The following is a 25860-nucleotide window of genomic DNA, read 5'->3' as shown; positions in this document are numbered from 1 at the left end:
GTGAGTGAGCCTAGCCGGGCGGGACCGGGACCTCGCACCGCCCTTCGCAGGAGGCGGCCGTCATCTCGCGGTACTTGGCCGCGGCGAGGACCGTCACCTTGGCGAAGGGCCGCCCGGCGGGGGTGCTCAGCCAGTGGGCCTTGGGCCGGTGCTCGGCCAGCGCCCAGAGGCAGACGATCCAGGCGGAGGCGGCCCGGTAGACCTGGCCCCGATCGCCGATCACCGTGATCTCCCTCAGGGTGCTCCCGTGGTCGAGGGCCGGGAAGCGGCGCCTGGCCTCCGCGGACGCCGCCGGTACGAGGTCCAGCGGGACGAGCTGCCGCTGCCGCAGCAGCCAGTGGCGCAGATGGACGCAGAGCGGGCACTGCGCGTCGTACAGCACGGTCAGCCGCTGCACGGGGACTCCCACGGCCGCTCACGCACCCGTCGCGGGCGCGGCCCAGGGACCTTTGTCGGCCGGTCCGGTCCAGCCCTGCGGCGGAACCGGCGGGGTCTGCTCGAGCTCCATCACACCGCGCCGGCGGATCCTGTTGAGCACGTAGACGTTGGCGAGGTGCATCACCCCGAGGACGAGCAGGACCACTCCGAGCTTCACCGAGAGCGCCTCGAACAGCCGGCGGGCGTCGGCCACGGCGTCGTCCTGGCTGAGGTAGAGGGCGACGAAGCCGAAGTTGACGAGGTAGAAGCCCACCACCAGCAGATGGTTCACGGCGTCCGCGAGCTTCTCGTTCCCGTGCAGGACGTCGGAGAGGAAGATCCGACCGTTCCGGCTGAGCGTACGGGCCACCCAGACGGTGAGCGCGACGCTGATCAGCAGGTAGACGACGTACGCGACGACAGTGAGGTCCATTCCCCACCCTCCTTTGAACGTGTTCAAAAGGTCTTGCCGAAGACTGTAGCCCTCTTCTTGAACGTGTTCAAGTCGGTTCGGGGTGCCGGAAAACGACGGGCGCCGCCCACTCGTGCGCCCTAGGGTCGGCCGGATGACCATTGCTCACGATGTGGCGGGGGACGGCCCCGCGGTGGTACTCCTGCATTCCTCGGTCTGCGACCGCCGGATGTGGGACGAGCAGCGGGACGCGCTGGCACGGGCCGGGTACCGGGTCGTGTGCCCCGACTTCCGGGGCTTCGGCGACACCCCGGCCGAGGCACTGCGCCCCTACCGCGACGCGGACGACGTCCTCGCTCTTCTGGACGCGCTCGGGATCTCGCGCGCGGCCTTCGTCGGGGCCTCGTTCGGGGGCGGAGTCGCCGTCGAGATCGCCGCGAGCCGACCGGACCGGGTGACGGCGCTCGCCCTGCTCTGCGCCGTGCTGCCCGGCCATGAGCCGGGGCCCGGCCTGCTGGCCTTCGACGAGGAGGAGGACGAACTACTGGGCGCGGGCGACCTCGACGCGGCCGTGGAGCTGAACGTGGCCACCTGGCTGGGCCCGGAGGCCGGCGAGGCCGTACGGGGCCGCGTACGGGCCATGCAGCGGCACGCCTTCGAGGTCCAGCTCGCGGCGGACGCCGAGGCGGAACAGGCCGGTGCGGAGCCCGTGGACGACGACGAGCCCCCCGTCGATCCGGCCGCGATCACCGCCCCCGCCGTCGTGGTCTCCGGCCGTCACGACCTCGACGACTTCCGGGCCGTGTCCGCCCGCCTCGCCGAGCTGATCCCGGGAGCGCGCGCAGTGGAGCTCCCCTGGGCCGGGCATCTCCCCGCACTGGAGCGTCCGGCCGAGGTGGCGGATCTGCTCCGGGACTTCCTGCGTGGCGGCGTCCTCCACCGGGACGGCGCCGCCACGCCGGTGCCACCCACCGTCTGACGCACTTTCGGCCCGGTCCGCCCGGCCGTGCCCGGACCGGGCTGACGGGGGCGGAGGGGGGTCAGGCGCTCAGCGCACGGGCGTGGTTGATCCGGTCCATGACCCAGTACAGGGTGTCCGGGCCGGTCGCCGGGATCAGCGTCGTGTGATGGCGGCCGCCGCTGGTGACGCCGACCTGGATGCAGCCCGTCGTCCGCCGCTCCTTCATGAGCAGGAAGAGCAGCCCGAGGAGGCAGAGGACCGCGAAGACGACCGCGAGCACGACGCCGACGGTGGGGATCCGCTCCTCCGTGCGGGACATGTCCGTCACGTTCCACACCGCCCCCTTGAGCGGCAGCGTTCCGTTGGGCGTCACGATGGAGTCCTGGAGGACGACGATGTCACCGACCGCCAGCAAGGGGACGCCGTGGCCGCCCGGATGTGCGAGCGGTGCCGGGGCGAAGCCGTGGCCGTATTCGGGCGCGCCCGGCGGCTCCGCCGGGCCCCACTGGTAGTCGCCGCCGTCCTGGTAGGGGTTCGGCTGGTTCATCGGTCCCCGCTCTCGCATGACAGAAGCTGGCACGGCACAAGCACGCGTGACGGAAACACACAGGGCAAGGGCCCGTTCCCGTACGGCGAGCGTACAGAAACGGGCCCTTGACGGAGCATCTGACCCTTCGCTCAGAAGCGGCGGGTGATCAGCGCGCGCTTGACTTCCTGGATCGCCTTGGTGACCTCGATGCCACGCGGGCAGGCGTCCGTGCAGTTGAACGTGGTGCGGCAACGCCACACGCCGTCCTTGTCGTTGAGGATCTCCAGGCGCTGCTCGCCCGCCTCGTCACGCGAGTCGAAGATGAAGCGGTGCGCGTTGACGATCGCCGCCGGGCCGAAGTACTGCCCGTCGTTCCAGAACACCGGGCAGGACGACGTGCACGCGGCGCACAGGATGCACTTGGTGGTGTCGTCGAAGCGCTCGCGGTCCTCCGCCGACTGCAGCCGCTCGCGCGTCGGCTCGTTGCCCTCGGTGACCAGGAACGGCATGACGTCCCGGTACGCCTGGAAGAACGGCTCCATGTCCACGACCAGGTCCTTGAGGACCGTCAGGCCCTTGATGGCCTCGATCGTGATGGGCTTCTCCGGGTTGATGTCCTTGATCAGCGTCTTGCAGGCGAGCCTGTTCTTGCCGTTGATCCGCATCGCGTCGGAGCCGCAGATGCCGTGCGCGCAGGAGCGCCGGAAGGTCAGCGTGCCGTCGACGTCCCACTTGATCTTGTGGAGACCGTCGAGCACGCGCTCCTTCGGGTCGATCTCGATCTGGAAGTCCTCCCAGACCGCCGCGTCCGAGATCTCGGGGTTGAAGCGGCGGATCCGGAAGGTGACCGTGATGTACGGGGAGGAGGAGACGGGCTCTGCCTCCACCTTGTCCATGGTCGGGGTAGCCATCAGTACTTACGCTCCATCGGCTGGTAGCGGGTCTGGACGACGGGCTTGTAGTCGAGACGCACGGTCTCGGTGCCGTCGGCGCCGACCTCGCGGTACGCCATGGTGTGGCGCATGAAGTTGACGTCGTCGCGGTTCGGGAAGTCCTCGCGGTGGTGACCGCCGCGGGACTCCTTGCGGGCCAGGGCGGAGACGGCCATGACCTCGGCCAGGTCGAGCAGGTTGCCCAGCTCGACGGCCTCCAGCAGGTCCGTGTTGTACCGCTTGCCCTTGTCCTGGACGGACACGTTCTTGTAGCGCTCGCGCAGTTCGGCGATCTTCTCGACGGCCGTCTTGATGGTCTGCTCCGTACGGAACACCATCACGTTGGCGTCCATCGTCTCCTGCAGCTCACGGCGGAGTTCGGCGACGCGCTCGCCGCCCGTGGAGTTGCGCAGGCGCTCGACCTGCTCCTCCACGAGGGAGGCCGGGTTCTCCGGCAGCTCGACCCACTCGGCCTTCGCCGAGTAGTCGGCGGCGGCGATGCCGGCCCGCTTGCCGAAGACGTTGATGTCGAGGAGCGAGTTGGTGCCGAGGCGGTTGGCGCCGTGCACCGACACGCAGGCGACCTCACCCGCGGCGTACAGGCCCGGCACGACGGTGGTGTTGTCCGCCAGGACCTCACCCTCGACGTTGGTCGGGATGCCGCCCATGGCGTAGTGCGCGGTCGGCTGGATCGGGATCGGGTCCGTGTAGGGCTCGATTCCGAGGTACGTACGCGCGAACTCGGTGATGTCCGGGAGCTTGGCGTCCAGCTGCTCCGGCGGGAGGTGCGTCAGGTCCAGGTAGACGTGGTCGCCCTCGGGGCCGCAGCCGCGGCCTTCGCGGATCTCCGTGTAGATGGAGCGGGAGACGACGTCGCGGGAGGCGAGGTCCTTCATGACGGGCGCGTACTTCTCCATGAAGCGCTCGCCGTCCTTGTTGCGGAGGATGCCTCCCTCGCCGCGGGCTCCCTCGGTGAGGAGGATGCCCATGCGCCAGATACCCGTCGGGTGGAACTGGAAGAACTCCATGTCCTCCAGCGGCAGGCCGCGCCGGTAGCAGGCCGCCTGGCCGTCACCGGTGAGCGTGTGCGCGTTGGAGGTCACCTTGAAGAACTTGCCGGTGCCGCCGGAGGCGTAGATGACGGCCTTCGCCTGGAAGACGTGGATCTCGCCGGTGGCCAGCTCGTAGGCGACCACACCGGCCGACTTCCTGACGCCGTCGACCTCGGTGATCAGCTGGTCGAGGACGTAGAACTCGTTGAAGAACTCCACGCCCTCCTTGACGCAGTTCTGGTAAAGCGTCTGGAGGATCATGTGGCCCGTGCGGTCCGCGGCGTAGCAGGACCGGCGGACCGGGGCCTCGCCGTGGTTGCGGGAGTGGCCGCCGAAGCGGCGCTGGTCGATGGTGCCCTGCGGCGTCCGGTTGAACGGCAGGCCCATCTTCTCCAGGTCGAGGACGGCGTCGATGGCCTCCTTCGCCAGGATCTCGGCGGCGTCCTGGTCGACCAGGTAGTCACCGCCCTTGACCGTGTCGAAGGTGTGCCACTCCCAGTTGTCCTCCTCGACGTTCGCCAGCGCGGCGGCCATGCCGCCCTGCGCGGCGCCCGTGTGGGAGCGGGTCGGGTACAGCTTCGTGAGCACGGCGGTACGGCTGCGCTTCGTCGACTCGATGGCGGCGCGCATGCCGGCGCCGCCGGCGCCGACGATGACGGTGTCGTACTTGTGAATCTTCATGGTGTGGAACCTCAGCCCCGTCCTAGCGGATGTTCGGGTCGAAGGTGAAGATCACCAGCGTGCCCAGAAGGATGGTGAACACCGTGGCGGTGTACAGCAGGCCCTTGAGCCACAGACGCGTGTTCGGCCGCTCGGCGTAGTCGTTGATGACGGTACGCAGGCCGTTGGCGCCGTGCAGCATCGCCAGCCACAGCATCAGCAGGTCCCAGACCTGCCAGAACGGGTTCGCCCAGCGGCCCGCGACGAACGCGAAGCCGATCTTGGAGACACCGCCGTCCAGGACCAGCTGGATCAGCAGGTGGCCGATGACCAGGACGACGAGGACCACGCCGGAGAGGCGCATGAAGAGCCATGCGGCCATCTCGAAATTGCCGCGGGTCGACCGCGGGGTGCGGCCCGTCCGCTTGCGCGGGGGCTCGATGTACGGCGCGGGGTTGTCGGGGCCGTAGGAGGCGCCTTCGACGGCGCCGATCGCGGAAGAGGTCTCAGCGGACATGTCTGGCGTCAGCTCCCGAACAGTTCACGTGCGGCGTGGCCGAGCACCGGGTAGACGGCACCGGCCATCAGGACGACCCAGATGCCCATCACGGTCCAGAGCATCTGCTTCTGGTAGCGCGGGCCCTTGGACCAGAAGTCCACGGCGATGACGCGAAGGCCGTTCAGCGCGTGGAAGAGGATGGCGGCCACCAGGCCGTACTCCAGCAGCGCGACGATCGGCGTCTTGTACGTCGCGACGACCTCGTCGTACGCCTCGGGGGAGACACGGACGAGAGCGGTGTCCAGCACGTGTACGAACAGGAAGAAGAAGATGAGGACGCCGGTGACTCGATGAGCCACCCAGGACCACATACCTTCCCGGCCGCGGTACAGCGTTCCAGCCGGCACGGAAAAACCCTCCGGGAGCGGGGATTGGAGCCGGCCGCCAGCGTCCTACCAAGGTGACAGCTCTGTCGGTCTGGCCCGGCCGGGTACGGTCCACCGGCCCTCGCCATCGTAGCGACGACTTGTCGGATCCCTCGCCCGGGGTCCGCTGGTGTGATCAAACAGGCACGGACGGGCTATCGGGGCGGCCGCCGCGGGGGGCGGAATCGGGGAGTCCGGGATGATTGGCCACCACATGTGCCAGCCGGGCCCGGGCGAGGCGGCGCAGCTCGTCGGCGGCGACCGCGCGCTCCTCGTCCGGATCGTTGGCGAGTCGTGAGCGGATGCCGGCCAGTACGTGGTCGGGCCGCTCGTCGGCCCGGAAGCCGTCCAGGCAGATCACGAAGGCGTGGCCGAAGCTCGCCTCGTACGCGGCGTGCGCGGCGCGCAGGGCGGTGTGCGCGGCCGCCGGGGCGGCGGGGTGCAGCCCGGACGGCGACTCCGCGGCAAGCGCCTCGTCCAGGTCGGCGGCGGCGAGGTCGTAGCTGGCCTCGTCGGCGGCGGCGAGCAGGGCGCTGAGGTCGGGGTAGGGGCGGTGGGCGGCGACGCGCCGGGCCCAGCGGTCGCTCCCGCAGCAGCTGAGGAGGGTCGCGGTGGTGGCGGGCGCCGGGGCGGTGTTGAAGCGCTCCAGGCCGGGCAGGTGCGCCCCGGTGGCCGGGCGCGGCCCCGGGACGGGCACCGGGGAGGCGGGACCGGCGGGGGCGGGGATCCGCACCGCCGGGTCAAGCGTGGGCGGTCGCTGCGGGAGGCCGGTGTGCGATTCGCTGGACAGCGTGGGCTCCGGTGCGACTGGGAAGCGTGGGGTGGTTGAGCTGCAACGCTATCGAGGCGCGCCAGAAGGTGTCCGATAGATGCGTGATTTTCACCCGGACGGGAGAGTTTCGGTGCGCACCGTAGACGACGTCGGGGTGAATCACCCTATTAGGCTTTGTTCGTCATACTTCTTCACGAGGAGGAGGTTTTTTTCGTGATGTGGCACTCCCGGAGAACGCGGTGCGCGGCCCCGGCCGTCGCGGCCGTCGCGGCGCTGTCGGCGGTCGTCTCCTGCGGCGCCGGCGGCTCCGCAGGCGCCGAGCGGGCCCAGGGCACGCCCCGGGCGGAGGCCGCTCCGACCCCCTCCCCGACGAAGACGTACCCGCTCTCGACGGCTCCCCGGACGATTCCCGCCGTGCGCGCCCACGAGGCGGCCCGCGGACCGGGCTGGCGCCCGGCGGCGGGCAGCGCCGTCGTGGTCGCCAAGGGGAGCGAGGCGCTGGCGGACGAGGGCCGGCTGCTGGCCGGGGAGCTGAAGACCGGCTTCCGCAACAGCGGGCCCGTGAAGGCCGGTGACATCGAACTGTCGCTCGACTCGGCCGGCGGGGGTGCGCCCGAGTCGTACACGCTCACCGCGCGCGACGGCCGCGTCCGCATCACGGGGCCGGACGAGGCCGGCGTCTTCTACGGCACCCGCACTCTGAAGCAGGCCGTCCGTTCCGGTGGCGCGATGCCCGAGGGCGTCGTCCGCGACCGGCCCGACCGGCCGCAGCGCGGTCTGAACCTCGACATCGCGCGCAAGCACTTCACCCCCGGCTGGATCGAGGCCCGGCTGCGGGAGATGGCCGACCTCAAACTCAACATGCTCGGCCTGCACTTCTCCGACGACCAGGGCTTCCGGATCGCCTCCGACACCCACCCCGAGGTCGTCTCCCGGGAGCACCTCAGCAAGGCCGAGGTGCGCAGGATCCTCGCCCTCGCGCGGAGTCTGCACATCACCGTCGTGCCGGAGATCGACTCGCCCGGGCACCTGGGCGCGGTCCTGCGGGCGCACCCCCGGCTCCAGCTGCGCAACGTCCAGGGCGTGCCCCGGCAGGGCGCCATCGACATCTCCGATCCGGAGTCCGCGCGGATCGTCGACGACCTGCTGCGCGAGTACTCCCGGCTCTTCCCCGGCCGCTGGTTCCACGTCGGCGCCGACGAGTACCAGGCGCTGACCGTGCGCGACCCCCAGGCGTCCTACCCGCAGTTGGCCCGGGCGGCCGAGCGGAGGTACGGGCCGAACGCCACGGTGCAGGACCTGGCGACGGGCTGGCTCAACGACCGGGCCGCGGTGGTGCGTTCCGCGCAGAAGCAGCCCAAGGCGTGGAACGACGGCTTCTTCCGCGGCGGTGCGGTCTCGCCCGACAAGGGCATCGAGGTCGAGTACTGGACGGGCAAGGAGATCGGGGCCAGGCCGCCGGCCGAGTACCTGGCCGAGGGCCGCAAGGTCGTCAACCTCAACGACGAGTACCTCTACTACGTGCTCGGCGAGCCCAACGAGTTCACGTACCCGACGGGCCGGCGCATCTACGAGGAGTGGACGCCGCTCGTGCTGCGGGGCACGGCTCCCGTCCCCGAGCGCTACTCGGACCAGATCCTCGGCGGGCGCCTCGCGATCTGGGGCGACCGCGCCCAGGCACAGACCCAGGACCAGGTGGCGGCGGGCATCCGCATGCCGCTGCGCGCGGTGTCCCAGAAGCTGTGGACCCCGGGACGGCCCGCGCTCACATGGGCGCAGTTCAACGCGCTGGCGGACAGGCTCGGCTGAGGTTAGGGTCCGGAGGCCGACCGTTCTCGTACGGTTGTTCACCGCGCCGCCCTGGGGAGGGGCGTGCCCGGAGTCTCCGTGTCCCGTGGGGGGAACCTTTTCATGACGTATGCGCCCGCTCCTGTGCCGCCCGCTCCCGTGCCCGTGCCGCCGGCGGCCGCGCCCGGCCGTGCACTCCGCTCGCCCGTCGGGCTCTCGTACGCCGTCACCGCGCTGCTCGGTGTCGTCATCGCCGTCGACCTCCTGATCATCGCGGCCTCGCTCAACATGCGGTCGTTCCTGAGCGGCGTCACCTCCGGTACGGCCGACTTCGACGAGGACGCGGCGAGCCGCGCCGACTACGCGATGGCCGGATCGAGCGTGTTGTACGTCGTCGTCCTGGTGGCGACGTCCGCGCTCTTCATCGTCTGGTTCCACCGCGCCCGGCAGAACGCGGAGGTCTTCGCGCCCGACACCCAGCGCAGGACCCCGGGCTGGGCGATCGGCGCCTGGTTCATCCCCATCGCCAACATGTGGATCCCGCGGGGCGTCGCCGCCGACGTACTGCGCGCGAGCCGCACCGACCCCTACGGCGGCGAGGCGAAGGGCCGAGGTCTCCTCAACGCCTGGTGGGGCGCCTGGGTCTGGTCGCTGGTCTTCGACCGGTACGCGAGCAGGACGTACGACAGGGCCCAGGACGCCGAAGCGATCCACGACGCGGCGGCGCTGGTGCTGGCCGGCGCCGGGTTCGACATCGTCGCCGCGGTGCTCGCCATCCTCTTCGTCCGCAGGCTCACGTCGATGCAGCACGCGAAGGCCGTCGCGGGACGGACCGTGCCGTCGGCCTGAAACCCGGACGAAACGGAAACATCCGGATGGTTCTCCGGCCACCCGAGTGACGATTTTCGGCCACTCGGCGCTGTTAGTGACGTACTGCGAACGCACAGTCGGGGAGGCGTCGATGGGCCTGGTGCAACTGATCGCGGAAGCGGACGAGCGGAGCCTGGCCGCGAGCGGTCTCGCGTGTCTGGACCGCTGCCAGCCCCTGCTCGACGAGGAGCCCGACGTGCTGCGGCCGCTGTGGGCGGGTATCTCCGAGGGCGAGGACGGCTGGGCCGGGCAGCTGGCCGCGGCGAGGGCGGCACTCGACGAGACGCCCGTCGACGACGCGTCGAGCGAGGCATGGGCACCGGTGCGGAGGATGATCGCCGCCGCCCCGTCCGAGTGGGCCACCGGACCGCTCGGCGAGTGGGCGACGGCCTGCTCCGCCCTCGCGCTCGAACTGCACCGGGAACTCGACCCGTCCGGCGGCGGAGGTCCGCTCGTCGCCGGCGAGGAGCGCCGCCAGATCCAGATCCTCGAAATCCTAGCCGGCAGTCCGGACGGCGCCGCCCTCCGCCGCGCCCTGGACCTCTCGACGGAGGGCCGGCGTGTGTTGCGCGCTGCCCTGTCCCGGCGGGCGAGGGCCCAGGGGTGATCCGTCCGCCGCGCGTCACCCGGCGGGCGCGGCCGGCTCGGTCCCGGGGACGGTGAGCCCCAGCGGCCCGCCGCTCGCGATCACGTCGGGACCGGCGAGGAGATCCGCGTACCCGTCGTCGTCCAGGTCCTGCGCGGTCAGTGCCCCGGCGTCCGCGCCCACCGCGAGGGAGGGCGCGCCGGCGGTGCTCAGACCGGTGGGCGAGCCGTGGTATGTCACGATCCCCCGCCCGGTGGACACGGCCAGGTCGTCGTATCCGTCGCCGTTCATGTCGCCCGAGGCGAGGGCGGTCCCGCCGGCGCCCATCAGGACGGTCGGCGAGGCGGTACGGCGTCCGCGCTCGGGGCTGCTCAGCACGACGAGCGGGGTGGCACCCTCCGGTGTGCGATAGGCGACGGCCAGATCCCGGTCCCCGTCCCCGTCGAAGTCGCCGCCGACGGAGTCCTGCTCCTCGGCGCCGTCCGGTACGACGGCCGCCGCCTCGGACCCGGGGTCCAGCGGCCAGGACACCCCTGAGGCGTCCGGATCGCCCGGCCCCTCGCCCCGCGCCGCGCCGGCCGCGCGGATCGCGGGCAGATCGGCGTACAGATGACCGCCGGGGCACTCGGTCGGGTACGCGTCGCGGTGCCCCGGCAGCCGCGGGAGCGTGACGCGCTGCCCCCGCCGGAACTTGCCGTTGTCCACGGACGCCGTGAGCGTCGTGGTCCCGTCGAGGGCCAGCCCGTAGAGGCCGAGCTTCCAGGAGGCGACCCTCATGACGGCGTCGCGGACCGCGGGCGTGGTGGTGGCCGTGCTGTAGTCGCCGATCACGGACACGCTGCTCGTGTCGATGTTGAAGCCGTACGTGTGGGCGCCCTGGACCGGCCGGTCGATGCCGCCGGCCCGGCCCTCGAAGATCCTGCCGCACCTGTCGACCAGGAAGTGGTAGCCGATGTCGTTCCAGCCCTGGCCCTCCACGTGGTAGGTGAAGATGGCCCGGACGATCGAGGGCGAGTCGGCGCACTGGTACGTGTTGGACCCGGCGGTGTGGTGGACGAACACCGCCTTGGTGGTGGAGTTGTAGGTGGGCGGTCCACCGACCTTGGACTCGTCCGCGCCCCAGCCGGCCCGCGTGGTCATCGCCGGAGCGCCCGCCGGCACCTCCGCACGGGCGGACGACGTGGCCTGGGCGCCGCCCTGCGGGTCCACGAGTTCCACCCGCAGCCCACGGGGCAGCGATGCCCCCTCGGCCCGCAGCTGCACCCCGTCCGACGGTCCGGTCCACAGCGGCCGGCTGCCCGCCCGCAGCCCCGCGGAGGCCTGTCCCGAGCCGGGCTCGGGCGTCCTCAGGTCGATGTCGAGCGCGTGCCAGGACGACCAGACACCGGTACCGCTGTCCCGGGTGCGGACCTCGACGGTGCCGCCGAGCTCCGCGTCCGGGTCGTCCCAGGTGACGCCGACCAGGCTGAACGGTTCGGTGGCACGCGCCGGGAGCTCACGCCGCTCCGGGTCCGTGCCCGGTACGGGAACGCTGTGGACATCGCCCGAGCCGGGCGTGCCCGGACCGTGCGCCGGGGAAGCGGCGGACGGTCCGGGGGAGACGGACGGGGAGAGGGGAGCCGAGGGGGGCGCGGCGGCCGTGAGCCCGGTGAGGCAGACGGCGGCGGCGCACGCGGCGGTGAAGGCCACAGGGCGGCATCTCATGGGGCCGGAGCATAAGGAAGCGGCGGGCATATGGTGTGCAATGACGCTACGACCGTGACGGTGACGCCCGGAATGAACGGGTGATTGACGGGCTGTCCGAAAATGATTCCCCCGAACCCCCGTTCTCCGGGCATTGGTACGGTCCGGTCATGGCCGTTGATCGCGCGTCAGGTGTGTCAGACGCATCAGAGGAACCGACGAGAACGCCCGTCACCGCCGATGACGTGCAGCACGCCGTCAGACTGGCGCTCGCCACCCTGCGGGCCGGCCTCGGCGCAGACTGGGAAGCCAGGGCCGGTGCCCTGGAGTGGACCTGCTGGGAGACCGTCGAGCATCTCGCCGACGACCTCTTCGCCTACGCCGCCCAACTGGGCCCCGAGTCCCCGCCGCTGGACGACGACGTCCCCTTCGACTGGATGGCGCGCCGGGACGGGGGACCTGCGAACGTCACCTTCGCCGACCGGGCCGCCGGCCCCCGGGGCCTGCTCCGGATGCTCGACGCCTGTGGCGGGATGCTCACGGCGATGGTCCGCACGGCCCCCGCGGAGGCCCGGGCGTACCACACCTTCGGGACGGCCGACGCCGAGGGCTTCGCCGCCATGGGTGTGGTCGAGACCCTCGTCCACACCCATGACGTGGCCCAGGGCCTCGGTCTCGGCTGGTCCCCGCCGGCGGGCCTCTGCGCCCGTGTCCTCGCCCGCCTCTTCCCGTACGCCCCGACGGACACGGACCGCTGGGACACCCTCCTCTGGGCGACGGGCCGCGGCGAACTGCCGGGCCGCAAACGCCTGGAGTCCTGGCGGTGGTACGGCGCGGTTCCCGGGTGACGTCCACGGGCCCGGCCGGGGCGCGCGCCCGAAACGGGTTGCCCGGCCCGGTCCCGCCGGGCCCCGGTGGCATGGGGACCGCGGTGTCGCGCACCGGCACCCGGGGCCCTCACGGCCGGGCTCCGGAGTGCACGGGCAGATGTGCGCTGCTCTGAATGTCCCTGCGGTCGGCTTCACCCGGTCGCCCGCCCCGGACCTGCGAGGCGCGGCGCATGCGAACGAAACGGGCCGTCGGCGCCGCGGTGGCGCCCGAAAAGTACGTTCAGGGGGGTGGCGCCTTCACGCCAGACGGGAAGGACGGGAATGAAACACGGTCGTGTGACGGGTGGACGTGTGCTCCGCCGGCGTTCAGGCTGGTCGCCGACGTCGTCGCGGACGGGATGCTGCTGACGGCGGCGGTCTGCGCGGTGCGGTTCCTGACACTGCGGTAGCTGCCCCGCAGCTCCGGCATGGCGATTCCCTCTCGTGAGCCTCTGTCCAGTGCGGACAGCTTGCAGCACCCCGGCAGTCCAGAGGAGGTCCCGTGTCGGCAGGTGTGGCAGGGCGGTCCTTGCCGGAGGCGGGAACGGAGTGCGCACTCCGAGTACGCGCCCGCGCGGGCTCATGTCAGCGCCCGGTGTCCGCAGCACTGCCCGTAGTCGGACCGGTTCATCCTTTATCCGATGAATGTGCGTCGCCTGGTTCTCGGTCAGGGCGGCCGTGTATAACCGGCCAACCTTGTCGCGCGGCCGTGTCCGCCGCGCCCTTCCGACGAACCAAGGACGACTTCGTGCTGCCCTCATCCCGTCCCGTTTCCACTGCTGTTGCCATGGCGGGAGCCATGGTGCTGATGTCGGCCTGCGGGGGTCAGGGGTCCCCGGACGGCGACTCCGCGGGGTCCGCCGTGTCGGCCGCGCCCGGTGCCACGCAGGACGAGACCGACGTGTCCGCGTCGGTGAGCCCGTCCGCGTCGGCCTTCGCCTCTGCTTCCGCCTCTGCTTCCGCATCGGCCTCGACCTCGGCCGGTGCGGACGCCTCCGCGTCCGCCGAGGCGTCCGGCGGCGCGTCGGCGACCGCCGCGCCCCGCGCCCAGGAGGGCGGCACGCAGAACGACCAGCAGGCCGCCGCACCCGCCGCACCGGCCTTCCCCGTACCGGTGAGCGTCGGCGACGCCACCCAGGTGATCACGGTGAAGGCGAGCGGCTCGTACGCCACCGTCACGGCCTGGTCGAAGGGCGCGTCCGGCTGGAAGGCCGTCGTCTCCGACAGCGGCCGCGTCGGCTCGAACGGGGTCGTCGACGGGGCCACGCGCAAGCAGAGCACGTACACCACCCCCTCCGGCACGTACACGATCACGGAGGGCTTCGGCGTCGAGTCCGGCGGCACCGCCATGCCGTACACGAAGGTCGACTCCAGCCACTGGTGGGTCCAGGACCCGGAGTCGAGGTTCTACAACTCGATGCACACCGAGGAGGGTGCGGACTTCCCGCTCACCGAGTCCGGTGAGCGCGGTAGCGAACACCTGGTCAACTACCCCATCCAGTACGCCAAGGCCCTCGTCATCGACTTCAACCGCCGGCCCGCCGTCCCGGGCCGGGGAGCGGGGATCTTCCTGCACGTCAACGGCAGCGGCGCCACTGCGGGGTGCGTCTCCGTGCCGCGGGCGACCATGGACCGGATCATGGGCTGGATCAAGCCGTCGGCGCATCCGCGTATCGCGATCGGCTGACGGCTGACGGCCCCGGACACCCGAGCACCGGTGAAGGTTGTACGGGCGATGTCGTCGTCTCTGTGAGAACCGGCACTTCCGTTTCCCGTGACGGTCGTGACATCGCTGACGCTTGATCAGACATGGACAGCGACTTCGGCACAGTTCCCGGCGCGCAGGACATGCGCGCCTACGTCACCCGCTTTGTCGCACAGTTGACCGAACGGAACCGGCTGCCGCTCGACTACTCTGTCTCCAGTCTGCGGATCGTCGACTTCCTCGTCGACGGTCTCCGCCGGGGTGGTCCCGAGCGGGCGCAGGTCGAGGGGGTCCTGCGGGGTCTCGGCGGGTACGTCGGGGAGGTCATGGTGCGCCGCGCCGGCGGCCGGTGGGTCGACTTCGATGCCGGGCAGCGGGAGTTCTTCGAGCAGCCGGTCGGTGTCCGGATGCCCGACGGCCGGGCCTGGAATCCGCTGGGCAAGGTGGTCAACCGTTTCGAGGCGGGCGGCCCTGAGGAGTCCGTGCAACGGCTCTACCTGCAGTTGCACGGCAGGTCCGCCGGCCGTGCCGGTGGTGCCTGCCGGTCCGCCAGGACGGTGTCGTGCTGAATCAGCTCGCGCCCTGACGGCTGCGTAGTGAATCTCGCCGTGGAGTAACGGCGACGCGCCCCCGCACGGGCGCGGAACACGAGGAGGAGATCTGCAGTGGGTCGGCACATGGGCCGCCGGCACCGGTCAGCGGCTTCCGGCGGGCGGGCGCGCGGGCGTCGCGACCACGACCGCGGACGCGTCCGGCGCAACCCCGCGGGGACGTGGGCGATCGCGGTCGTGATGCTGGTCTGCGCGTCGTTCGGTGGAGGTGCCGCGTTCGCCTACTGGCAGGAGACCCGGGACGGGGCGGTGGCCGACCGGGCCCTGCCCGCCGCTGATCCGTCGGAGACCCCGGCACGGAACCCTCTCGACGCATCACCGAGCGGTACCCCCGGCACCGGCGCCTCCGCGTCGCCCCGCCCCTCCCCCTCGGCTCCCCGGCCGTCCGCGAGCAGGGACATCGCCATCCCCGCGACCGGCCCGGGGACCTTCAGGACGGCGTCGGCCGACGTCCCGGCCGCCGGGCAGGGCAGCCGGGTGTGGCGCTACAAGGTACTCGTCGAGGACGGCATCGACATCGGGGCGAACCAGGCCGCGGCCGAGGTCGCCGCGATACTCGCCGACGACCGGGGATGGACCCGGGGCGGCAGCCACTCCTTCCGGCTGGTGAGCTCGGGGCCGTACGACTTCGTGGTGAAGATCGCCGCCCCGGGCACCGTCGACCGCGTCTGCGGCGCCGCGGGACTGCTGACGAGAGGGGAGGTGAACTGCCGGGTCGGGGAGGACGTGGTGGTGAACCTCAAGCGGTGGGTGCTGGGGTCCCCCGAGTTCGACGGGCCGATCGGCGACTACCGGGCGCTGATCGTCAATCACGAGGTCGGCCATCGCCTCGGCCGCGGCCACGAGGGCTGTCCCGGGCCGGGGAAGCCTGCCCCCGCGATGATGCAGCAGATCAAGGGACTTCAGGGCTGCGTCGCCAATGCCTGGCCGTACGACCGGGACGGCGGGTACCTCGGGGGGCCTGCCGTCCGCTGAGCCGCCCCCGGCCCCCTTGCCGTGCCGTCGGCGCGCCCCTGGATCGCCACCGCCGTCCACCCCCTGTGCGGGTGGGCGGCGGCTTTCACTTCAGGACAGCGGACCGCTTCGGGCGGACGAGTCCGTCCGTTGTGCCCGTCGGCCGCCCGGAGGTGCCGACGAGCGTGAACCTAGGCGGTGCGCAGGGCGGAGGCGGACCGGACACGGGGTCTGCGATCCGGATGGCGGAAAGCCGATCAGAACACATCACTCGGGACGTACGTGCCCCACACCTCGCGGAGGGTGTCGCACACCTCGCCGACCGTCGCCCGGGCCCGCAGCGCCTCCTTCATCGGGTACAGGACGTTGTCACTGCCGGAGGCGGCCTCCCGCAGCTCTCCGAGGGCCGCGTCCACGGCGGCCCGGTCACGCCCGGCCCGCAGTCCCGCCAGCCGCTCGGCCTGCCGGACCTCGATCGCGGGGTCGACGCGCAGCGGCTCGTAGGGCTCCTCCTCGTCGAGGGTGAAGCGGTTGACGCCGACGACGACGCGTTCGCCGGTGTCCGTCTCCTGCGCGATGCGGTAGGCGCTTCGCTCGATCTCGCCCTTCTGGAAGCCGCGTTCGATGGCGCTCACCGCGCCGCCGAGGTCCTCCACCTTCCGCATCAGCTCCAGCGCCGCGGCCTCCACGTCGTCCGTCATGCTCTCCACCACGTACGACCCGGCGAACGGGTCGACGGTGGCGGTGACGTCGGTCTCGTACGCGAGGACCTGCTGGGTGCGCAGCGCGAGCCGGGCCGACTTGTCGGTCGGCAGCGCGATCGCCTCGTCGAAGGAGTTGGTGTGCAGCGACTGCGTGCCGCCGAGGACGGCCGCGAGCCCCTGGACGGCTACGCGCACCAGGTTCACCTCGGGCTGCTGTGCGGTGAGCTGCACCCCGGCGGTCTGGGTGTGGAAGCGCAGCATCAGCGACCTCGGGTTCCTCGCGCCGAACTCGTCGCGCATCACCCGGGCCCAGATACGGCGCGCGGCGCGGAACTTCGCGACCTCCTCCAGGATCGTCGTCCGTGCCACGAAGAAGAACGACAGCCGCGGCGCGAAGTCGTCCACGTCCATCCCCGCCTCGACGGCCGTGCGGACGTACTCGATGCCGTCCGCGAGGGTGAAGGCGATCTCCTGCGCGGGGGAAGCGCCGGCCTCGGCCATGTGGTAGCCGGAGATCGAGATCGTGTTCCACTTCGGGATCTCGGCCCTGCAGTACTTGAAGATGTCCGCGATCAGCCGCAGCGACGGCTTGGGCGGGAAGATGTAGGTGCCCCGGGCGATGTACTCCTTCAGCACGTCGTTCTGGACGGTGCCGGTCAGCCTGTCCGCCGACACGCCCTGCTCCTCGCCGACCAGCTGGTAGAGGAGCAGCAGCAGCGCGGCGGGCGCGTTGATCGTCATCGACGTGGAGACCCGGTCCAGCGGGATGCCGTCCAGCAGCCCCCGCATGTCGTCGATCGAGTCGATCGCCACGCCGACCTTGCCGACCTCGCCGTGCGCGATCGGCGCGTCGGAGTCGTGCCCCATCTGCGTCGGCAGGTCGAAGGCCACGGACAGGCCGGTCGTGCCGTTGGCGATGAGCTGCTTGTACCGGGCGTTGGACTCGGCGGCCGTGCCGAATCCCGCGTACTGGCGCATGGTCCACGGGCGGCCGGTGTACATGGACGGGTGGACACCGCGTGTGAAGGGGTACGAGCCCGGCTCACCCAGCTTCTCGCCGGGATCCCACCCTTCGAGGTCGTCCGGTCCGTAGACCGGCTCGATGGGCAGACCCGACTCGGACTCACGCGCCATGTGGTGTGCCTCCCGGTAGTGCTATCGCCGGTACGCAACTCTCGCGACGAAACGTACCGGCGGGTCTGCGGGCAACGACTCGTCCCCTGCTGGGACCTTGCTCACAGCATGCTCCTTCGGCCGCAACCAAGCAGGGCCGCGAAGCATCCCTACTCACACAACCTCAGGGGGGCACCTATGCACCGTACGTCCGTTCTGCAGAGATCGCTCATGTCCGTCGCGGCCGTGGCCCTGGCCGCCGGGTGCACGAGCCAGGGGGCGGGCGGGGGCGGCGCCGAGCCGCCGGCCGCGCCTGCCGGTCCGGCCGGCCCGCCGAAGGCTCCGTCCGCCACCGCCACCGCCGTTCCTGCGGCCGACGACGCCAAGCCCCCCGCCCCGTCCCCGTCCCCGTCGACACCGGACGCCCGGACGGCGGAGCCGAGGGTTCTGATGACGGAGGGCACCGAGACCGAGCAGGTCCGCGAACTGCAGGCGCGACTGCGCCAGATCGGCCATTTCCACCGGAGCCCCACCGCGTTCTACGGCTCGATGACGGCGAAGGCCGTCAGCGGCTTCCAGCGGAAGCGGGGGCTCGCCGCGACCGGTTCGGTCGACGAGACCACCTGGCGGCGGCTGCTCGGCGCGACCCGCACGCCCACCGCCGACGAACTGCGGCCCGCGACGACCAACGCGCTCGACGAGCCCGACCCCCGGTGCCTGACGGGACGCGTGCTCTGCATCAGCAAGGAGAGCAGGACGCTCGCCTGGATGATCGACGGCACGGTCGTCGCGGCGATGGACGTGCGCTTCGGCTCGGAGAACACGCCCACCCGTGAAGGAACGTTCAGCGTGGGCTGGAAGGCCGAGGAGTGGGAGTCGACGCTCTACCACACCCCCATGCCGTACGCGATGTTCTTCAGCGGCGGCCAGGCGGTGCACTACTCCTCGGACTTCGCCGCCCGCGGCTACAACGGGGCCTCGCACGGCTGTGTCAACGTCCGCGACAAGAAGAAGATCGCGTCGGTCTTCGGCCAGGTGAAGGTCGGCGACAAGGTCGTCGTCCACTGGTGAGGCGGTGCGGACCGGACGGACGGCCTGCGCCGTGGGCGCGGTGCGGACCGGACGGAAGAAGTGAGGAGGCGCGGGCGGGACCGGGGGAACGTGTCCCGCCCGCGCCTGTGTGCTCTGAGCCGTGGGTACGGGGGGAACCCCGGCTCAGGCATCGCCGATGACCAGTCGGCTCACTTAGTACTGCGCCACCCAGCCGAAAAACGTCACACCTGGCCGGAAAATTTTGCCGCGCAAGGAAAAGCGCAGTTCAGAGCGTTGCGATCGAGAGGGTAGGCGCTGCGTCCACGGACAGCGGGCCACCGACGAGGAGAGCGCCGGAGTCTCCGGGCAGCGACGGCCCGGAGACGGGCGCACCCGGCACTGCGGGCCGGAACGCGGGGCGTACGCCGGTCGGCGGCACGAAGGGCTGCCCGGCGGGACCGGGGCGCACGGAGGCGGGGGGCAGGAGCGGGGAGCGCGGGAAGCCACCCGGACCGGAGCCGTCGTCGCCGTCGTCGTCCTGGCCGCCGTCACCGTTGCCCCCGCTGTCACCGCCGCCCTCGCCGCCGTCGTCGGCGGCCAGCATCCGGTCGCAGAACCGCTTCACCCGGTCCGCGCCCTGCGCCGCGGCCTCCAGCGTGCGCTTGCGCTCCTCGTCCAGCGTGCCGTTGCGGTAGTCGCGGCAGGCGCCGACCGTCCTGCGGTACCAGTCCCTGCTGTCGGTGCCCCAGTCCGTGCGGCCGTCGTGCGGCGTGGTGGACTCGGCCCGCTCCGGACCGGCGCCCGGCCCGTCCCCGGGGCCGTCCGGGGCGTCGGTGCCGCCCGAGGCCGCGGGGGCGCTCGGCGTGGGGGGACTGTCCGCGGGCGACGGCAGGTCGGGACTGCGCAGCTCGCCGGGCGGGGACCCGGAAGTGACCGGCCCGGGGGTGACGGCACCCGAGACGGAGGAGGCGGGTGCCGGCTGAGGACTGCCGAACGGCGTCGGCAGCACCCCGACCCCGGCGGCGACGGCCACACCGCCCACCGCGAACCCGGCCAGCGAGACGGCCAGCCCCCAGCGCAGGGGCCGGCCCCAGGAGACCGGCCGGGCCTCCGGCGTCAGCCGTACCGCCGGCAGGAGCTCCGCCCCGCCTCCGTCACGTGCCTTGCGGAACGCGGCGAGCGCGGCGTCCTCGCCCCTGAGGGGCTCGGTCACGGGCTCCTGGGCGCGCGCGTCGTCGAGCAGCTCGGCGAGCCGAAGGGCCTGGTGACGCGCGTCAACGCCGACGGGCTCGACCGGTTCACCGCGGAGCAACCGCTCCGCCGCCTCCTGATCGAGCCATTCGTAACGCTCGTCGGCCATCACATGTCCTTCTGCGTCCGCAGACGCGAATGCGTCACACCGGTGGAGCGCGTCGCACCGGGGCGAACAGTGCGCGGCGACGGTACCGCGCCGAGTCCGGTACCGCGCCCAGGAGTCTCGGACGCTCCTTCGTGCTCCGCTCCGCACTCGGCCCCCAGCAGCTCCGCGAGCCTCTTCAGCCCCCGGTGGGCCGCGGTGCGCACCGCGCCGGGCCGCTTGCCCAGGGTCTTCGCCGCGGTCTTCGCGTCGAGGCCGACGACCACGCGCAGCACGACCGCCTCGGCCTGGTCCTGGGGAAGCTGGGCGATCAGGGCCATGGTCCGGCCGGTCGACATGGCCTCCATGGCCTCGCCGGCGGTGTCGGACTCGGCGGGCTTCCCGGTCAGCTCGGTCTCGTCCCCGCCGACCGCGGGGCGCCTGCCGCGCATCCGGATGTGGTCGAGGGCACGGTTGCGGGCGATGCGCGCCGCCCAGCCGCGGAAACGGTCGGCGTCACCGCTGAACCGGTCGAGGTCCCGGGCGATCTGCAGCCAGGCCTCGGACGCCACGTCCTCGGCCTCCGGCTCGCCGACCAGCGTCCTGATGTATCCGAGCAGCCGCGGGTGAACGGCGCGGTACACAGTCCGGAAGGCGTCCTCGTCCCCGTCCTGCGCCGCGCTCACCGCGGCGGTCAGCTCCGCGTCGTCCCCCAGCACTCCCACTACCCGTTCGTCATCGCGGCTGGTCACCACCGCCGCACAGCCCAGCGCGCAGCGCCACGCTACGTCCTCCGCGGGTGCCGCGTCCACGTCTTGTACAACCTGCAACATTCTGCGGCGGCGTGCGGTGTGACAGAAAACGCACCTGCGGCGCTGAAAGAGGTACGGGGCCGCACTGCGGCTCCGGCGGACGACGGCCGGGGCCTCTCCTGTGGGGGGTGGCGGCCCCGGTCGTCTCACGTCGGCCCGCTCCGACCGGGCACTGCCCGGGTGCGGGGCCTCTTCCATCACCAGCCGTGGCCAACGCGCCCGGGGCCCGCCCGACCCTGCCGGCGCCGGCAGGGCGTCCGGCGCCCGGGCACCCGCCACACCGCCCGGGAACGACGAGTCGACCGACCGGGGACCCCTGCCTGGGCTCCCGAGACCGAACGAACGCCGTCGCCGTGTCCACGAATGCGCGCCGGCTTCACTTCGTGGTCCGGGCAGTCGCGCAAGTCCGCCGCAGCCCACCGGCAGTCCGAGGCTCGCAGGACCGGCACCGCGGGCGCCCGTCGGCGGGCACCGGCCTCGGCCGAGGGGACCGGCTACGGGTGCACTTCGTTCTGGCACTGAGCCTCTGCGGGATCGCGTTGCTGGCGATGGCCTCGAACTGGCTGCCCGGCGAGTCCATCGTGCCGACGAGCGTCGTGATCGGCTTGTTCGTACTGGTCTTCCCGGTCTTCGGCGCCGCCTTCGTCCGCAGCCTCGCCTCCGGCGCCGCGGGCACCCTGCTCGGGCCGGCGAACGCGGGGCGGTTGGCCAGGTACGTGTGGCTGCTGCCGCTGTCCCTGAAGCTCGCCTACGGGATCGTCATCTGCCTGGCAGTCGCGGGTGTTGCAACCGGCGGCGGAAGGGACGCGAAGGAGGACGCGTCGGGCTACTACTACACGTACTGGAACAACACGACGTTGCAGAGTGAGCGGGTGTCGCTCACGGAGCCCGAGTACCACGAGGCGCTGAAGGCCCATCTGCGCTTCTCCAGTGCAGGACCGGCCCTGTTCTACGCGGCGAGCAGCTTCCTCGTCCTCGCCTCCGCGTCGGCTTCCTCCCCTCGAACGCCCGTCAAGCCCGGGTGAACCGAACCGGGCGGTCGCGGTCCGTGCCGTCCCCATGCCGAGGGGCGACGGTCAGGCAGAACGTGGCGCGGTCGGCCCCGCTCAGCGGATCCCGTAGCCCGACGCCGGCACGGGCCGCGAGGGTTACGCCTCGGACCCGCCCGTGCCCAGGCCCTGTGTGCCCATGCCGCCGCGTCCGGCCGAGACGCCCGGGGCGGTCGGCCGTCCCTGCTCGCCCTGCTCGCCCGCAGGTACGCCGCCCGGTGCCGTCGACGGCTGCCCCGCTCCGGGTCCGCCCTTCGGGCCACCGCCCTGGCCCGTGCCTTGCCCCGGCGGCTGGTCCTCGACTGCCAACAGTCCCTCGCACCAGGCCCGTACGGCCTCCGGACCGCCCGCTCGCACTTCCAGCCGCGCCATCGCCTCTCCCCGGGGCGGCACGCCCTTCCGCTCCAGCGCGGCCAGATAGGCGCGGCAGTGCGCGACGTCGTCGGCGGACACCGCCGCGCCCGGCGTCTGCCCGGGCTCGGTCGCGCCCTCCGGCGTACGGGCCGGCATGACCGGTGCCTCCGGTGTCCGTTCCGTCTGCCGGGTCCGCGTCGGCTCCGGGCCGCCGCCCGGAGCGGGCTCCTCGCCACCGCCGAACGGCGAAGGGATCGCGCCGGTCCCCGCCGCGACGGCCACACCGCCCAGCGACGCCGCGACGAGCGCCGCGATCAGCCCCCTGACGAGCAGTCGGCCACGGCGCCGCTCGGCGGTGGACCGCCAGTCGTCCCGGCCGCGCCTGCGCCACCACGGCAACGGCGCCGTGTGCAGCCCCGCGTCCCGCGCCGTACGGAACGCCGCGAGCGCACGTTCCCGGGCGGCCGGATCGGGTGCACCGGGGCGGCGGGCCGCGGCGAGCAGCGCTTCGAGCTCTGGGCTGCGGGGCTCTTCCCGTTCCGGTGTCATGTGGTTTCGTCCTTCAGGGAACGTGGTCGCGTGTGGGCCAGTCGTTCGGCCAGTCTCTTCAGCCCCCGGTGCGCGGCGGAGCGTACGGCACCGGGTCTTTTCCCCAGCACCCGCGCCGCCGCGGGCCCGTCGAGGCCGACGACCACCCGCAGCAGTACGGCTTCGGCCTGGTCGCGCGGCAGGCTCCCGATCAGCGCCAGTGCCTGCTCGGTGGAGACGGTCTCCAGGACCGCGTCGGCCGTGTCCCTCCCGCCCGGGAGTTCCAGCACGTCCTGCTCCAGGAGCGACGTCTGCGGACGCCGCTTCTGCTTGCGCAGGTGGTCCAGCGCCCGATGCCTCGCGATCGTCGCGCTCCACCCCCGGAAGCCCGCCCCGTCCCCGCGGAAACGCCCCAGATCGCGGGCTATCTCCAGCCAGGCGTCGGAAGCCACGTCCTCGGCGTCCTCACCCACGAGCCCCCGGAGGTACCCGAGCAGCCCGGGCTGCACCAACTGGTACACCCGTGCGAAAGCGTCCTCGTCCCCTTGCTGGGCACGCGCGACGGCGACGCCGAGCTCCCCCTCGTACGCCTCCACACATCCCTCTTCGTCGGTGGCCCGGCACAGCCGAGCCGCAGAAAGGCGCCGCGGAACCTGTCGGTACGACACCCCTGCCCGGCCTGCCGCCCAGCAGCGGACACAGCTGCTGAACGGACCCTTCCGCTTATGCCTCGAACAGGCCACCCACCTTACCCAGTAGAACTGACACCCTGTCGCCGGGCGTCCGAACACCGTTCGGCCGTCAGCCGCAGGGGAAGATCACGCCGACGTGGTCAAGGTTCCGCAGCGCCTTGCCTCTCCCCTCGGGAATGCAGAACCACTCGCCATTCGATGAGAAACATCCTTGCGACAGAACCGCCCCAGGACCTCGGCCCAGCCTTCGACGGGCTCAGACCTTAGCTGGGGCGGTTGCGCCCTGGAACGTCCGGCCGGGCTCGGGTATGGATACGGGAAGACCCAGCAGACCGCGAATCCGGCCGGCATGCTCGTGCCGTTGTGCTGGTCCACGGATCGCAGATGTCCGAGGAAGGTCTCCGCGTCGGACGCCTCGGCCGCCTGCCGCCAGAACGGCACTCCCGCCTCGAGCTCCGCCACCAGCTGCTCGGTCGGCTGCTCCGCCCCAGGCAGCTCGGCACCAGGCAGCTCGGCACCATGGAGCAACCGGATGGCCTCGGCCTGAGCCTCGGCCATCTCCTCGGCCCAAGCTGTGGCACCAGCGAGGTCCTGCTGGGGATTCTTCACCGGGTGGAGCATGGCTCCGGCGTTGAGCGGCTTCAGCGCATGGGGTGGGTGCCCGGGGGCACCCACCTCACTTACGCAGAGACAGACCCCGCTAGAGGTTCGTCACAAGGTAGACGTCTGCGGTCTTACTCGCGTTCTCTACGATGACGATCTTCTTGCTGGTTCGGGCCCTGACTCCGCGACGGGAATCCACGTACCGAACAGCGAGTCCGAATCCGGGATCCGCCAGCCCGATTCCCGAACCTCGTAGGAGTTGAATGCATTCCACCCCTGCGTCAGATCCGAGATGCTGCCACCCAGCGACGTCAGCCATTCCCGGGCAGACGAATCCGGAACACGCATGCGCACATAGAGTGTGCCGCCGGATCGTGGCCGAACCTCCCGGTGGGTATGGAGGTGTGCCACCTCTGTGTTCTGTACGTCGACATCGACCCACAGGAAGCTCTGCCTCAGGTCGTTGCGGTGCTCGCTCGGAACACCCCTCGATCGCTGATGCGCGTGCGGTGCAGGACGAGAGTCTTCCCTCACCCCACACTGTTGTTCAGACCGGCTACCGGTCCCCGCCCGCGTGTAGCGCGTCACCGCTCAACGCCCCGCAAGATTTCGGGAACGGACCGCGAGCAGACAGAGAGCTTCAGCAGCAGCGCAGTGTCCCGGACCTCTTGCCATCGCTCGCCATACAGAATCTGAGACCGCGTACGACCGTCCGGTCGGGAATCGATGACATCGCCAAGATGAAGCAATCGGTCGTACAGAGCCCGCTCGCCGACGCCGGAGTCACCACCGGACTCCACATCATCGAATAGCGATTCGTACCCCTGAAGGTCCTCGAAGACGCATATCGCTGCATGCCGGACCTGGCTGAAGTCAGGCGTCGAGGAGACCGCCGCTGCCCGTCTCGATCTCGAGGACCTTGTCCGCCGGGGGCGCCGTCGCGTGCACCGGGTCGCCGTACCGGGAGAACTCGACCCTCATCTCGGCGCCCCGGAAGGTGCCTTCCATGAAGCGGATGTACGGCTCGCCCTCCGCAGCCACGTACATCGTCAGGTTGCCCTCTCCCTCGGGGCCACGCAGCGGGACCACCCGCTCGCCGTCGCGCTCGACGGCGGGGAGTTGCTGTGCGCCCCTGCCGCTGCTGGGCACGGACGACAACAGCTTGTCGAGGTCGCACTGGTTCTTCACGGCCGCCGACGTCGCCGGAACCTTGAGGTACTTTCCGCGCGCCAGCGCTGTTCGCTCGTCGGCCTGCGCCTCGGCCGCGGGTCCTCGCCGGGCGCCCTCCGCGCGCATCTCGGCGAGGGCGATGTCGGTGTAGCGGACGTACGACGCGGACTCCCCGGCAATCCTGATGACGTCCCCGCGCCGCATCCGCCCCATGTCGTAGGTGCCCGTGCAGTTGCCGTCCCGGTCGGTGTGCACCGAGATCACGGCACCGCCCCGAGGCCCCCGGATCGAGATCGACAGCTGCATCGAGTCCGACTCCCGCAGCAGATCGAACGCCTTCTCCGCCGTCCGCTCCCCCTGCAGCCGCACCTCGGGAGGCCACGCATCCCGACTCCCGCCTGCCTTCGCAGCAGGCTCCTCGTGCGACACGCCTCCACTGCACCCCGCCAGCAGCATCATCATCAGGGGCAGACAGATCCCTGCCGCTCGCGCTTGCCATGCCCGGTGCATGCCCAGCATGTGTCGTCGCCCTTCCTCGGGAGTTGCGCGCCTGTCAGACCGAGGTCGTCCACCCGCCCGGCGTCTTCTCGCGCCTGACGCTCCGTCACCGCAAGCCTGACGGTTTCAGTAATGGCGAAGAGGACCGGTGCCGAGGCGAAGGTACCGCGATCGCCATGAACATCACCTTCAGGCTGTGCCCTGCTTCGAGATCCAGAAACAGTACCCAGAGCGGCCGGCCGAC

26 protein-coding genes are annotated in these 25860 nt (G+C 71.6%); 10 read left to right on the top strand and 16 right to left on the bottom strand.

Going from position 1 to position 25860, the window contains the following annotated elements; all coding sequences use genetic code 11:
• Window positions 1-10: 10 nt before the first annotated feature.
• The gene (locus tag FEF34_RS14405) at window positions 11-397 is read right to left on the bottom strand and encodes a thiol-disulfide oxidoreductase DCC family protein (RefSeq protein ID WP_138053557.1); all 387 of its coding nucleotides are present in this window, start codon (window positions 395-397) and stop codon (window positions 11-13) included.
• 18 nt (window positions 398-415) lie between these two features.
• A complete protein-coding gene (locus FEF34_RS14400) occupies window positions 416-850 on the bottom strand; it encodes a hypothetical protein (protein ID WP_138053556.1) in 435 nt (144 codons plus the stop codon).
• Window positions 851-983: 133 nt separating this feature from the next.
• On the opposite strand from FEF34_RS14400, the gene FEF34_RS14395 reads away from it, so the two are divergent.
• A complete protein-coding gene (locus FEF34_RS14395) occupies window positions 984-1808 on the top strand; it encodes an alpha/beta fold hydrolase (protein ID WP_138053555.1) in 825 nt (274 codons plus the stop codon).
• 61 nt (window positions 1809-1869) lie between these two features.
• Here FEF34_RS14395 and FEF34_RS14390 read toward each other — a convergent pair whose 3' ends face one another.
• From FEF34_RS14390 to FEF34_RS14365, 6 genes are all read right to left on the bottom strand, one after another.
• Window positions 1870-2337, bottom strand: a complete 468-nt coding sequence (locus FEF34_RS14390; RefSeq protein WP_138053554.1) for a hypothetical protein — start codon at window positions 2335-2337, stop codon at window positions 1870-1872.
• Between the two features lie 131 nt (window positions 2338-2468).
• Window positions 2469-3230 (bottom strand): succinate dehydrogenase iron-sulfur subunit, encoded by a 762-nt coding sequence (locus tag FEF34_RS14385; RefSeq protein ID WP_138053553.1) that lies wholly within the window; start codon window positions 3228-3230, stop codon window positions 2469-2471.
• On the bottom strand, window positions 3230-4984 hold the full coding sequence (gene sdhA, locus FEF34_RS14380; RefSeq protein WP_138053552.1) for a succinate dehydrogenase flavoprotein subunit: 1755 nt from the start codon (window positions 4982-4984) through the stop codon (window positions 3230-3232). Before sdhA ends, FEF34_RS14385 begins: the two co-directional genes overlap by 1 nt.
• A 22-nt stretch (window positions 4985-5006) precedes the next feature.
• Window positions 5007-5480 (bottom strand): succinate dehydrogenase hydrophobic membrane anchor subunit, encoded by a 474-nt coding sequence (locus tag FEF34_RS14375; protein WP_138053551.1) that lies wholly within the window; start codon window positions 5478-5480, stop codon window positions 5007-5009.
• A gap of 8 nt (window positions 5481-5488) precedes the next feature.
• Window positions 5489-5869, bottom strand: coding sequence for a succinate dehydrogenase, cytochrome b556 subunit (gene sdhC / locus FEF34_RS14370; protein ID WP_026165064.1), 381 nt, complete (start codon window positions 5867-5869; stop codon window positions 5489-5491).
• A gap of 154 nt (window positions 5870-6023) precedes the next feature.
• A complete protein-coding gene (locus FEF34_RS14365; protein WP_138053550.1) occupies window positions 6024-6620 on the bottom strand; it encodes a 2-oxo-4-hydroxy-4-carboxy-5-ureidoimidazoline decarboxylase in 597 nt (198 codons plus the stop codon).
• 255 nt (window positions 6621-6875) lie between these two features.
• Here FEF34_RS14365 and FEF34_RS14360 point away from each other — a divergent pair, with 255 nt between their 5' ends.
• The 3 genes from FEF34_RS14360 (at window position 6876) to FEF34_RS14350 (ending at window position 9924) form a co-directional block, all read left to right on the top strand.
• Window positions 6876-8468, top strand: coding sequence for a beta-N-acetylhexosaminidase (locus FEF34_RS14360; protein WP_138057483.1), 1593 nt, complete (start codon window positions 6876-6878; stop codon window positions 8466-8468).
• A gap of 102 nt (window positions 8469-8570) precedes the next feature.
• Window positions 8571-9296: a DUF4328 domain-containing protein gene (locus tag FEF34_RS14355; protein WP_234042401.1), complete on the top strand. Its 726-nt coding sequence runs from the start codon at window positions 8571-8573 to the stop codon at window positions 9294-9296.
• A gap of 112 nt (window positions 9297-9408) precedes the next feature.
• Window positions 9409-9924, top strand: coding sequence for a hypothetical protein (locus FEF34_RS14350; RefSeq protein WP_138053549.1), 516 nt, complete (start codon window positions 9409-9411; stop codon window positions 9922-9924).
• A gap of 15 nt (window positions 9925-9939) precedes the next feature.
• Here the strand turns inward: FEF34_RS14350 and FEF34_RS14345 are convergent, their stop codons facing one another.
• The gene (locus tag FEF34_RS14345; protein WP_234042400.1) at window positions 9940-11607 is read right to left on the bottom strand and encodes an FG-GAP-like repeat-containing protein; all 1668 of its coding nucleotides are present in this window, start codon (window positions 11605-11607) and stop codon (window positions 9940-9942) included.
• Window positions 11608-11756: 149 nt separating this feature from the next.
• On the opposite strand from FEF34_RS14345, the gene FEF34_RS14340 reads away from it, so the two are divergent.
• The 4 genes from FEF34_RS14340 (at window position 11757) to FEF34_RS14325 (ending at window position 15746) form a co-directional block, all read left to right on the top strand.
• The gene (locus tag FEF34_RS14340) at window positions 11757-12434 is read left to right on the top strand and encodes a maleylpyruvate isomerase N-terminal domain-containing protein (protein ID WP_138053548.1); all 678 of its coding nucleotides are present in this window, start codon (window positions 11757-11759) and stop codon (window positions 12432-12434) included.
• A gap of 772 nt (window positions 12435-13206) precedes the next feature.
• Window positions 13207-14142, top strand: coding sequence for a L,D-transpeptidase family protein (locus FEF34_RS14335; protein WP_407698350.1), 936 nt, complete (start codon window positions 13207-13209; stop codon window positions 14140-14142).
• Between the two features lie 122 nt (window positions 14143-14264).
• A complete protein-coding gene (locus FEF34_RS14330) occupies window positions 14265-14729 on the top strand; it encodes a hypothetical protein (protein ID WP_138053547.1) in 465 nt (154 codons plus the stop codon).
• A 96-nt stretch (window positions 14730-14825) separates the two neighbouring features.
• Window positions 14826-15746, top strand: a complete 921-nt coding sequence (locus FEF34_RS14325) for a DUF3152 domain-containing protein (protein WP_234042398.1) — start codon at window positions 14826-14828, stop codon at window positions 15744-15746.
• Between the two features lie 236 nt (window positions 15747-15982).
• Here the strand turns inward: FEF34_RS14325 and FEF34_RS14320 are convergent, their stop codons facing one another.
• Window positions 15983-17563, bottom strand: a complete 1581-nt coding sequence (locus tag FEF34_RS14320) for an acyl-CoA mutase large subunit family protein (RefSeq protein ID WP_138053546.1) — start codon at window positions 17561-17563, stop codon at window positions 15983-15985.
• A gap of 210 nt (window positions 17564-17773) precedes the next feature.
• Between FEF34_RS14320 and FEF34_RS14315 the strand changes: the two genes are divergently transcribed.
• Entirely contained in the window at window positions 17774-18613 is an 840-nt protein-coding gene (locus tag FEF34_RS14315; RefSeq protein WP_138053545.1) for a L,D-transpeptidase family protein, read from the top strand.
• 247 nt (window positions 18614-18860) lie between these two features.
• On the opposite strand, the gene FEF34_RS14310 is transcribed toward FEF34_RS14315, so the two are convergent.
• Together FEF34_RS14310 and FEF34_RS14305 are read right to left on the bottom strand one after the other, a co-directional pair.
• Window positions 18861-19934, bottom strand: coding sequence for a hypothetical protein (locus tag FEF34_RS14310; RefSeq protein WP_234042397.1), 1074 nt, complete (start codon window positions 19932-19934; stop codon window positions 18861-18863).
• The gene (locus FEF34_RS14305; RefSeq protein ID WP_138057478.1) at window positions 19934-20629 is read right to left on the bottom strand and encodes an RNA polymerase sigma factor; all 696 of its coding nucleotides are present in this window, start codon (window positions 20627-20629) and stop codon (window positions 19934-19936) included. The genes FEF34_RS14310 and FEF34_RS14305 overlap by 1 nt, the downstream gene beginning before the upstream one ends.
• A 593-nt stretch (window positions 20630-21222) precedes the next feature.
• Here FEF34_RS14305 and FEF34_RS14300 point away from each other — a divergent pair.
• Complete coding sequence (locus FEF34_RS14300; protein WP_138053544.1) at window positions 21223-21747, top strand: hypothetical protein; 525 nt, start codon at window positions 21223-21225, stop codon at window positions 21745-21747.
• 123 nt (window positions 21748-21870) lie between these two features.
• Here the strand turns inward: FEF34_RS14300 and FEF34_RS14295 are convergent, their stop codons facing one another.
• From FEF34_RS14295 to FEF34_RS14280, 4 genes are all read right to left on the bottom strand, one after another.
• On the bottom strand, window positions 21871-22674 hold the full coding sequence (locus tag FEF34_RS14295; RefSeq protein WP_138053543.1) for a hypothetical protein: 804 nt from the start codon (window positions 22672-22674) through the stop codon (window positions 21871-21873).
• Entirely contained in the window at window positions 22671-23249 is a 579-nt protein-coding gene (locus FEF34_RS14290; RefSeq protein WP_138053542.1) for an RNA polymerase sigma factor, read from the bottom strand. The genes FEF34_RS14295 and FEF34_RS14290 overlap by 4 nt, the downstream gene beginning before the upstream one ends.
• Window positions 23250-23471: 222 nt before the next feature.
• Window positions 23472-23954, bottom strand: a complete 483-nt coding sequence (locus tag FEF34_RS14285; RefSeq protein ID WP_138053541.1) for a hypothetical protein — start codon at window positions 23952-23954, stop codon at window positions 23472-23474.
• An 867-nt stretch (window positions 23955-24821) separates the two neighbouring features.
• Window positions 24822-25487, bottom strand: coding sequence for a hypothetical protein (locus FEF34_RS14280; RefSeq protein ID WP_138053540.1), 666 nt, complete (start codon window positions 25485-25487; stop codon window positions 24822-24824).
• Window positions 25488-25860: the final 373 nt, after the last annotated feature.

Origin of the sequence: Streptomyces marianii, from assembly GCF_005795905.1 — a bacterium.
Lineage (GTDB): Bacteria > Actinomycetota > Actinomycetes > Streptomycetales > Streptomycetaceae > Streptomyces > Streptomyces marianii.
This window is presented reverse-complemented; position numbering and strand designations above follow the sequence as displayed.

What these genes read in the sequence shown, in the direction of transcription:
- FEF34_RS14400 (WP_138053556.1), bottom strand. Translation starts at nt 850, where the DNA reads ATGGACCTCACTGTCGTCGCGTACGTCGTCTACCTGCTGATCAGCGTC.
- FEF34_RS14395 (WP_138053555.1), top strand. Translation starts at nt 984, where the DNA reads ATGACCATTGCTCACGATGTGGCGGGGGACGGCCCCGCGGTGGTACTC.
- FEF34_RS14390 (WP_138053554.1), bottom strand. Translation starts at nt 2,337, where the DNA reads ATGAACCAGCCGAACCCCTACCAGGACGGCGGCGACTACCAGTGGGGC.
- FEF34_RS14385 (WP_138053553.1), bottom strand. Translation starts at nt 3,230, where the DNA reads ATGGCTACCCCGACCATGGACAAGGTGGAGGCAGAGCCCGTCTCCTCC.
- sdhA (WP_138053552.1), bottom strand. Translation starts at nt 4,984, where the DNA reads ATGAAGATTCACAAGTACGACACCGTCATCGTCGGCGCCGGCGGCGCC.
- FEF34_RS14375 (WP_138053551.1), bottom strand. Translation starts at nt 5,480, where the DNA reads ATGTCCGCTGAGACCTCTTCCGCGATCGGCGCCGTCGAAGGCGCCTCC.
- FEF34_RS14360 (WP_138057483.1), top strand. Translation starts at nt 6,876, where the DNA reads ATGTGGCACTCCCGGAGAACGCGGTGCGCGGCCCCGGCCGTCGCGGCC.
- FEF34_RS14355 (WP_234042401.1), top strand. Translation starts at nt 8,571, where the DNA reads ATGACGTATGCGCCCGCTCCTGTGCCGCCCGCTCCCGTGCCCGTGCCG.
- FEF34_RS14350 (WP_138053549.1), top strand. Translation starts at nt 9,409, where the DNA reads ATGGGCCTGGTGCAACTGATCGCGGAAGCGGACGAGCGGAGCCTGGCC.
- FEF34_RS14345 (WP_234042400.1), bottom strand. Translation starts at nt 11,607, where the DNA reads ATGAGATGCCGCCCTGTGGCCTTCACCGCCGCGTGCGCCGCCGCCGTC.
- FEF34_RS14340 (WP_138053548.1), top strand. Translation starts at nt 11,757, where the DNA reads ATGGCCGTTGATCGCGCGTCAGGTGTGTCAGACGCATCAGAGGAACCG.
- FEF34_RS14330 (WP_138053547.1), top strand. Translation starts at nt 14,265, where the DNA reads ATGGACAGCGACTTCGGCACAGTTCCCGGCGCGCAGGACATGCGCGCC.
- FEF34_RS14320 (WP_138053546.1), bottom strand. Translation starts at nt 17,563, where the DNA reads ATGGCGCGTGAGTCCGAGTCGGGTCTGCCCATCGAGCCGGTCTACGGA.
- FEF34_RS14315 (WP_138053545.1), top strand. Translation starts at nt 17,774, where the DNA reads ATGTCCGTCGCGGCCGTGGCCCTGGCCGCCGGGTGCACGAGCCAGGGG.
- FEF34_RS14310 (WP_234042397.1), bottom strand. Translation starts at nt 19,934, where the DNA reads ATGGCCGACGAGCGTTACGAATGGCTCGATCAGGAGGCGGCGGAGCGG.
- FEF34_RS14295 (WP_138053543.1), bottom strand. Translation starts at nt 22,674, where the DNA reads ATGACACCGGAACGGGAAGAGCCCCGCAGCCCAGAGCTCGAAGCGCTG.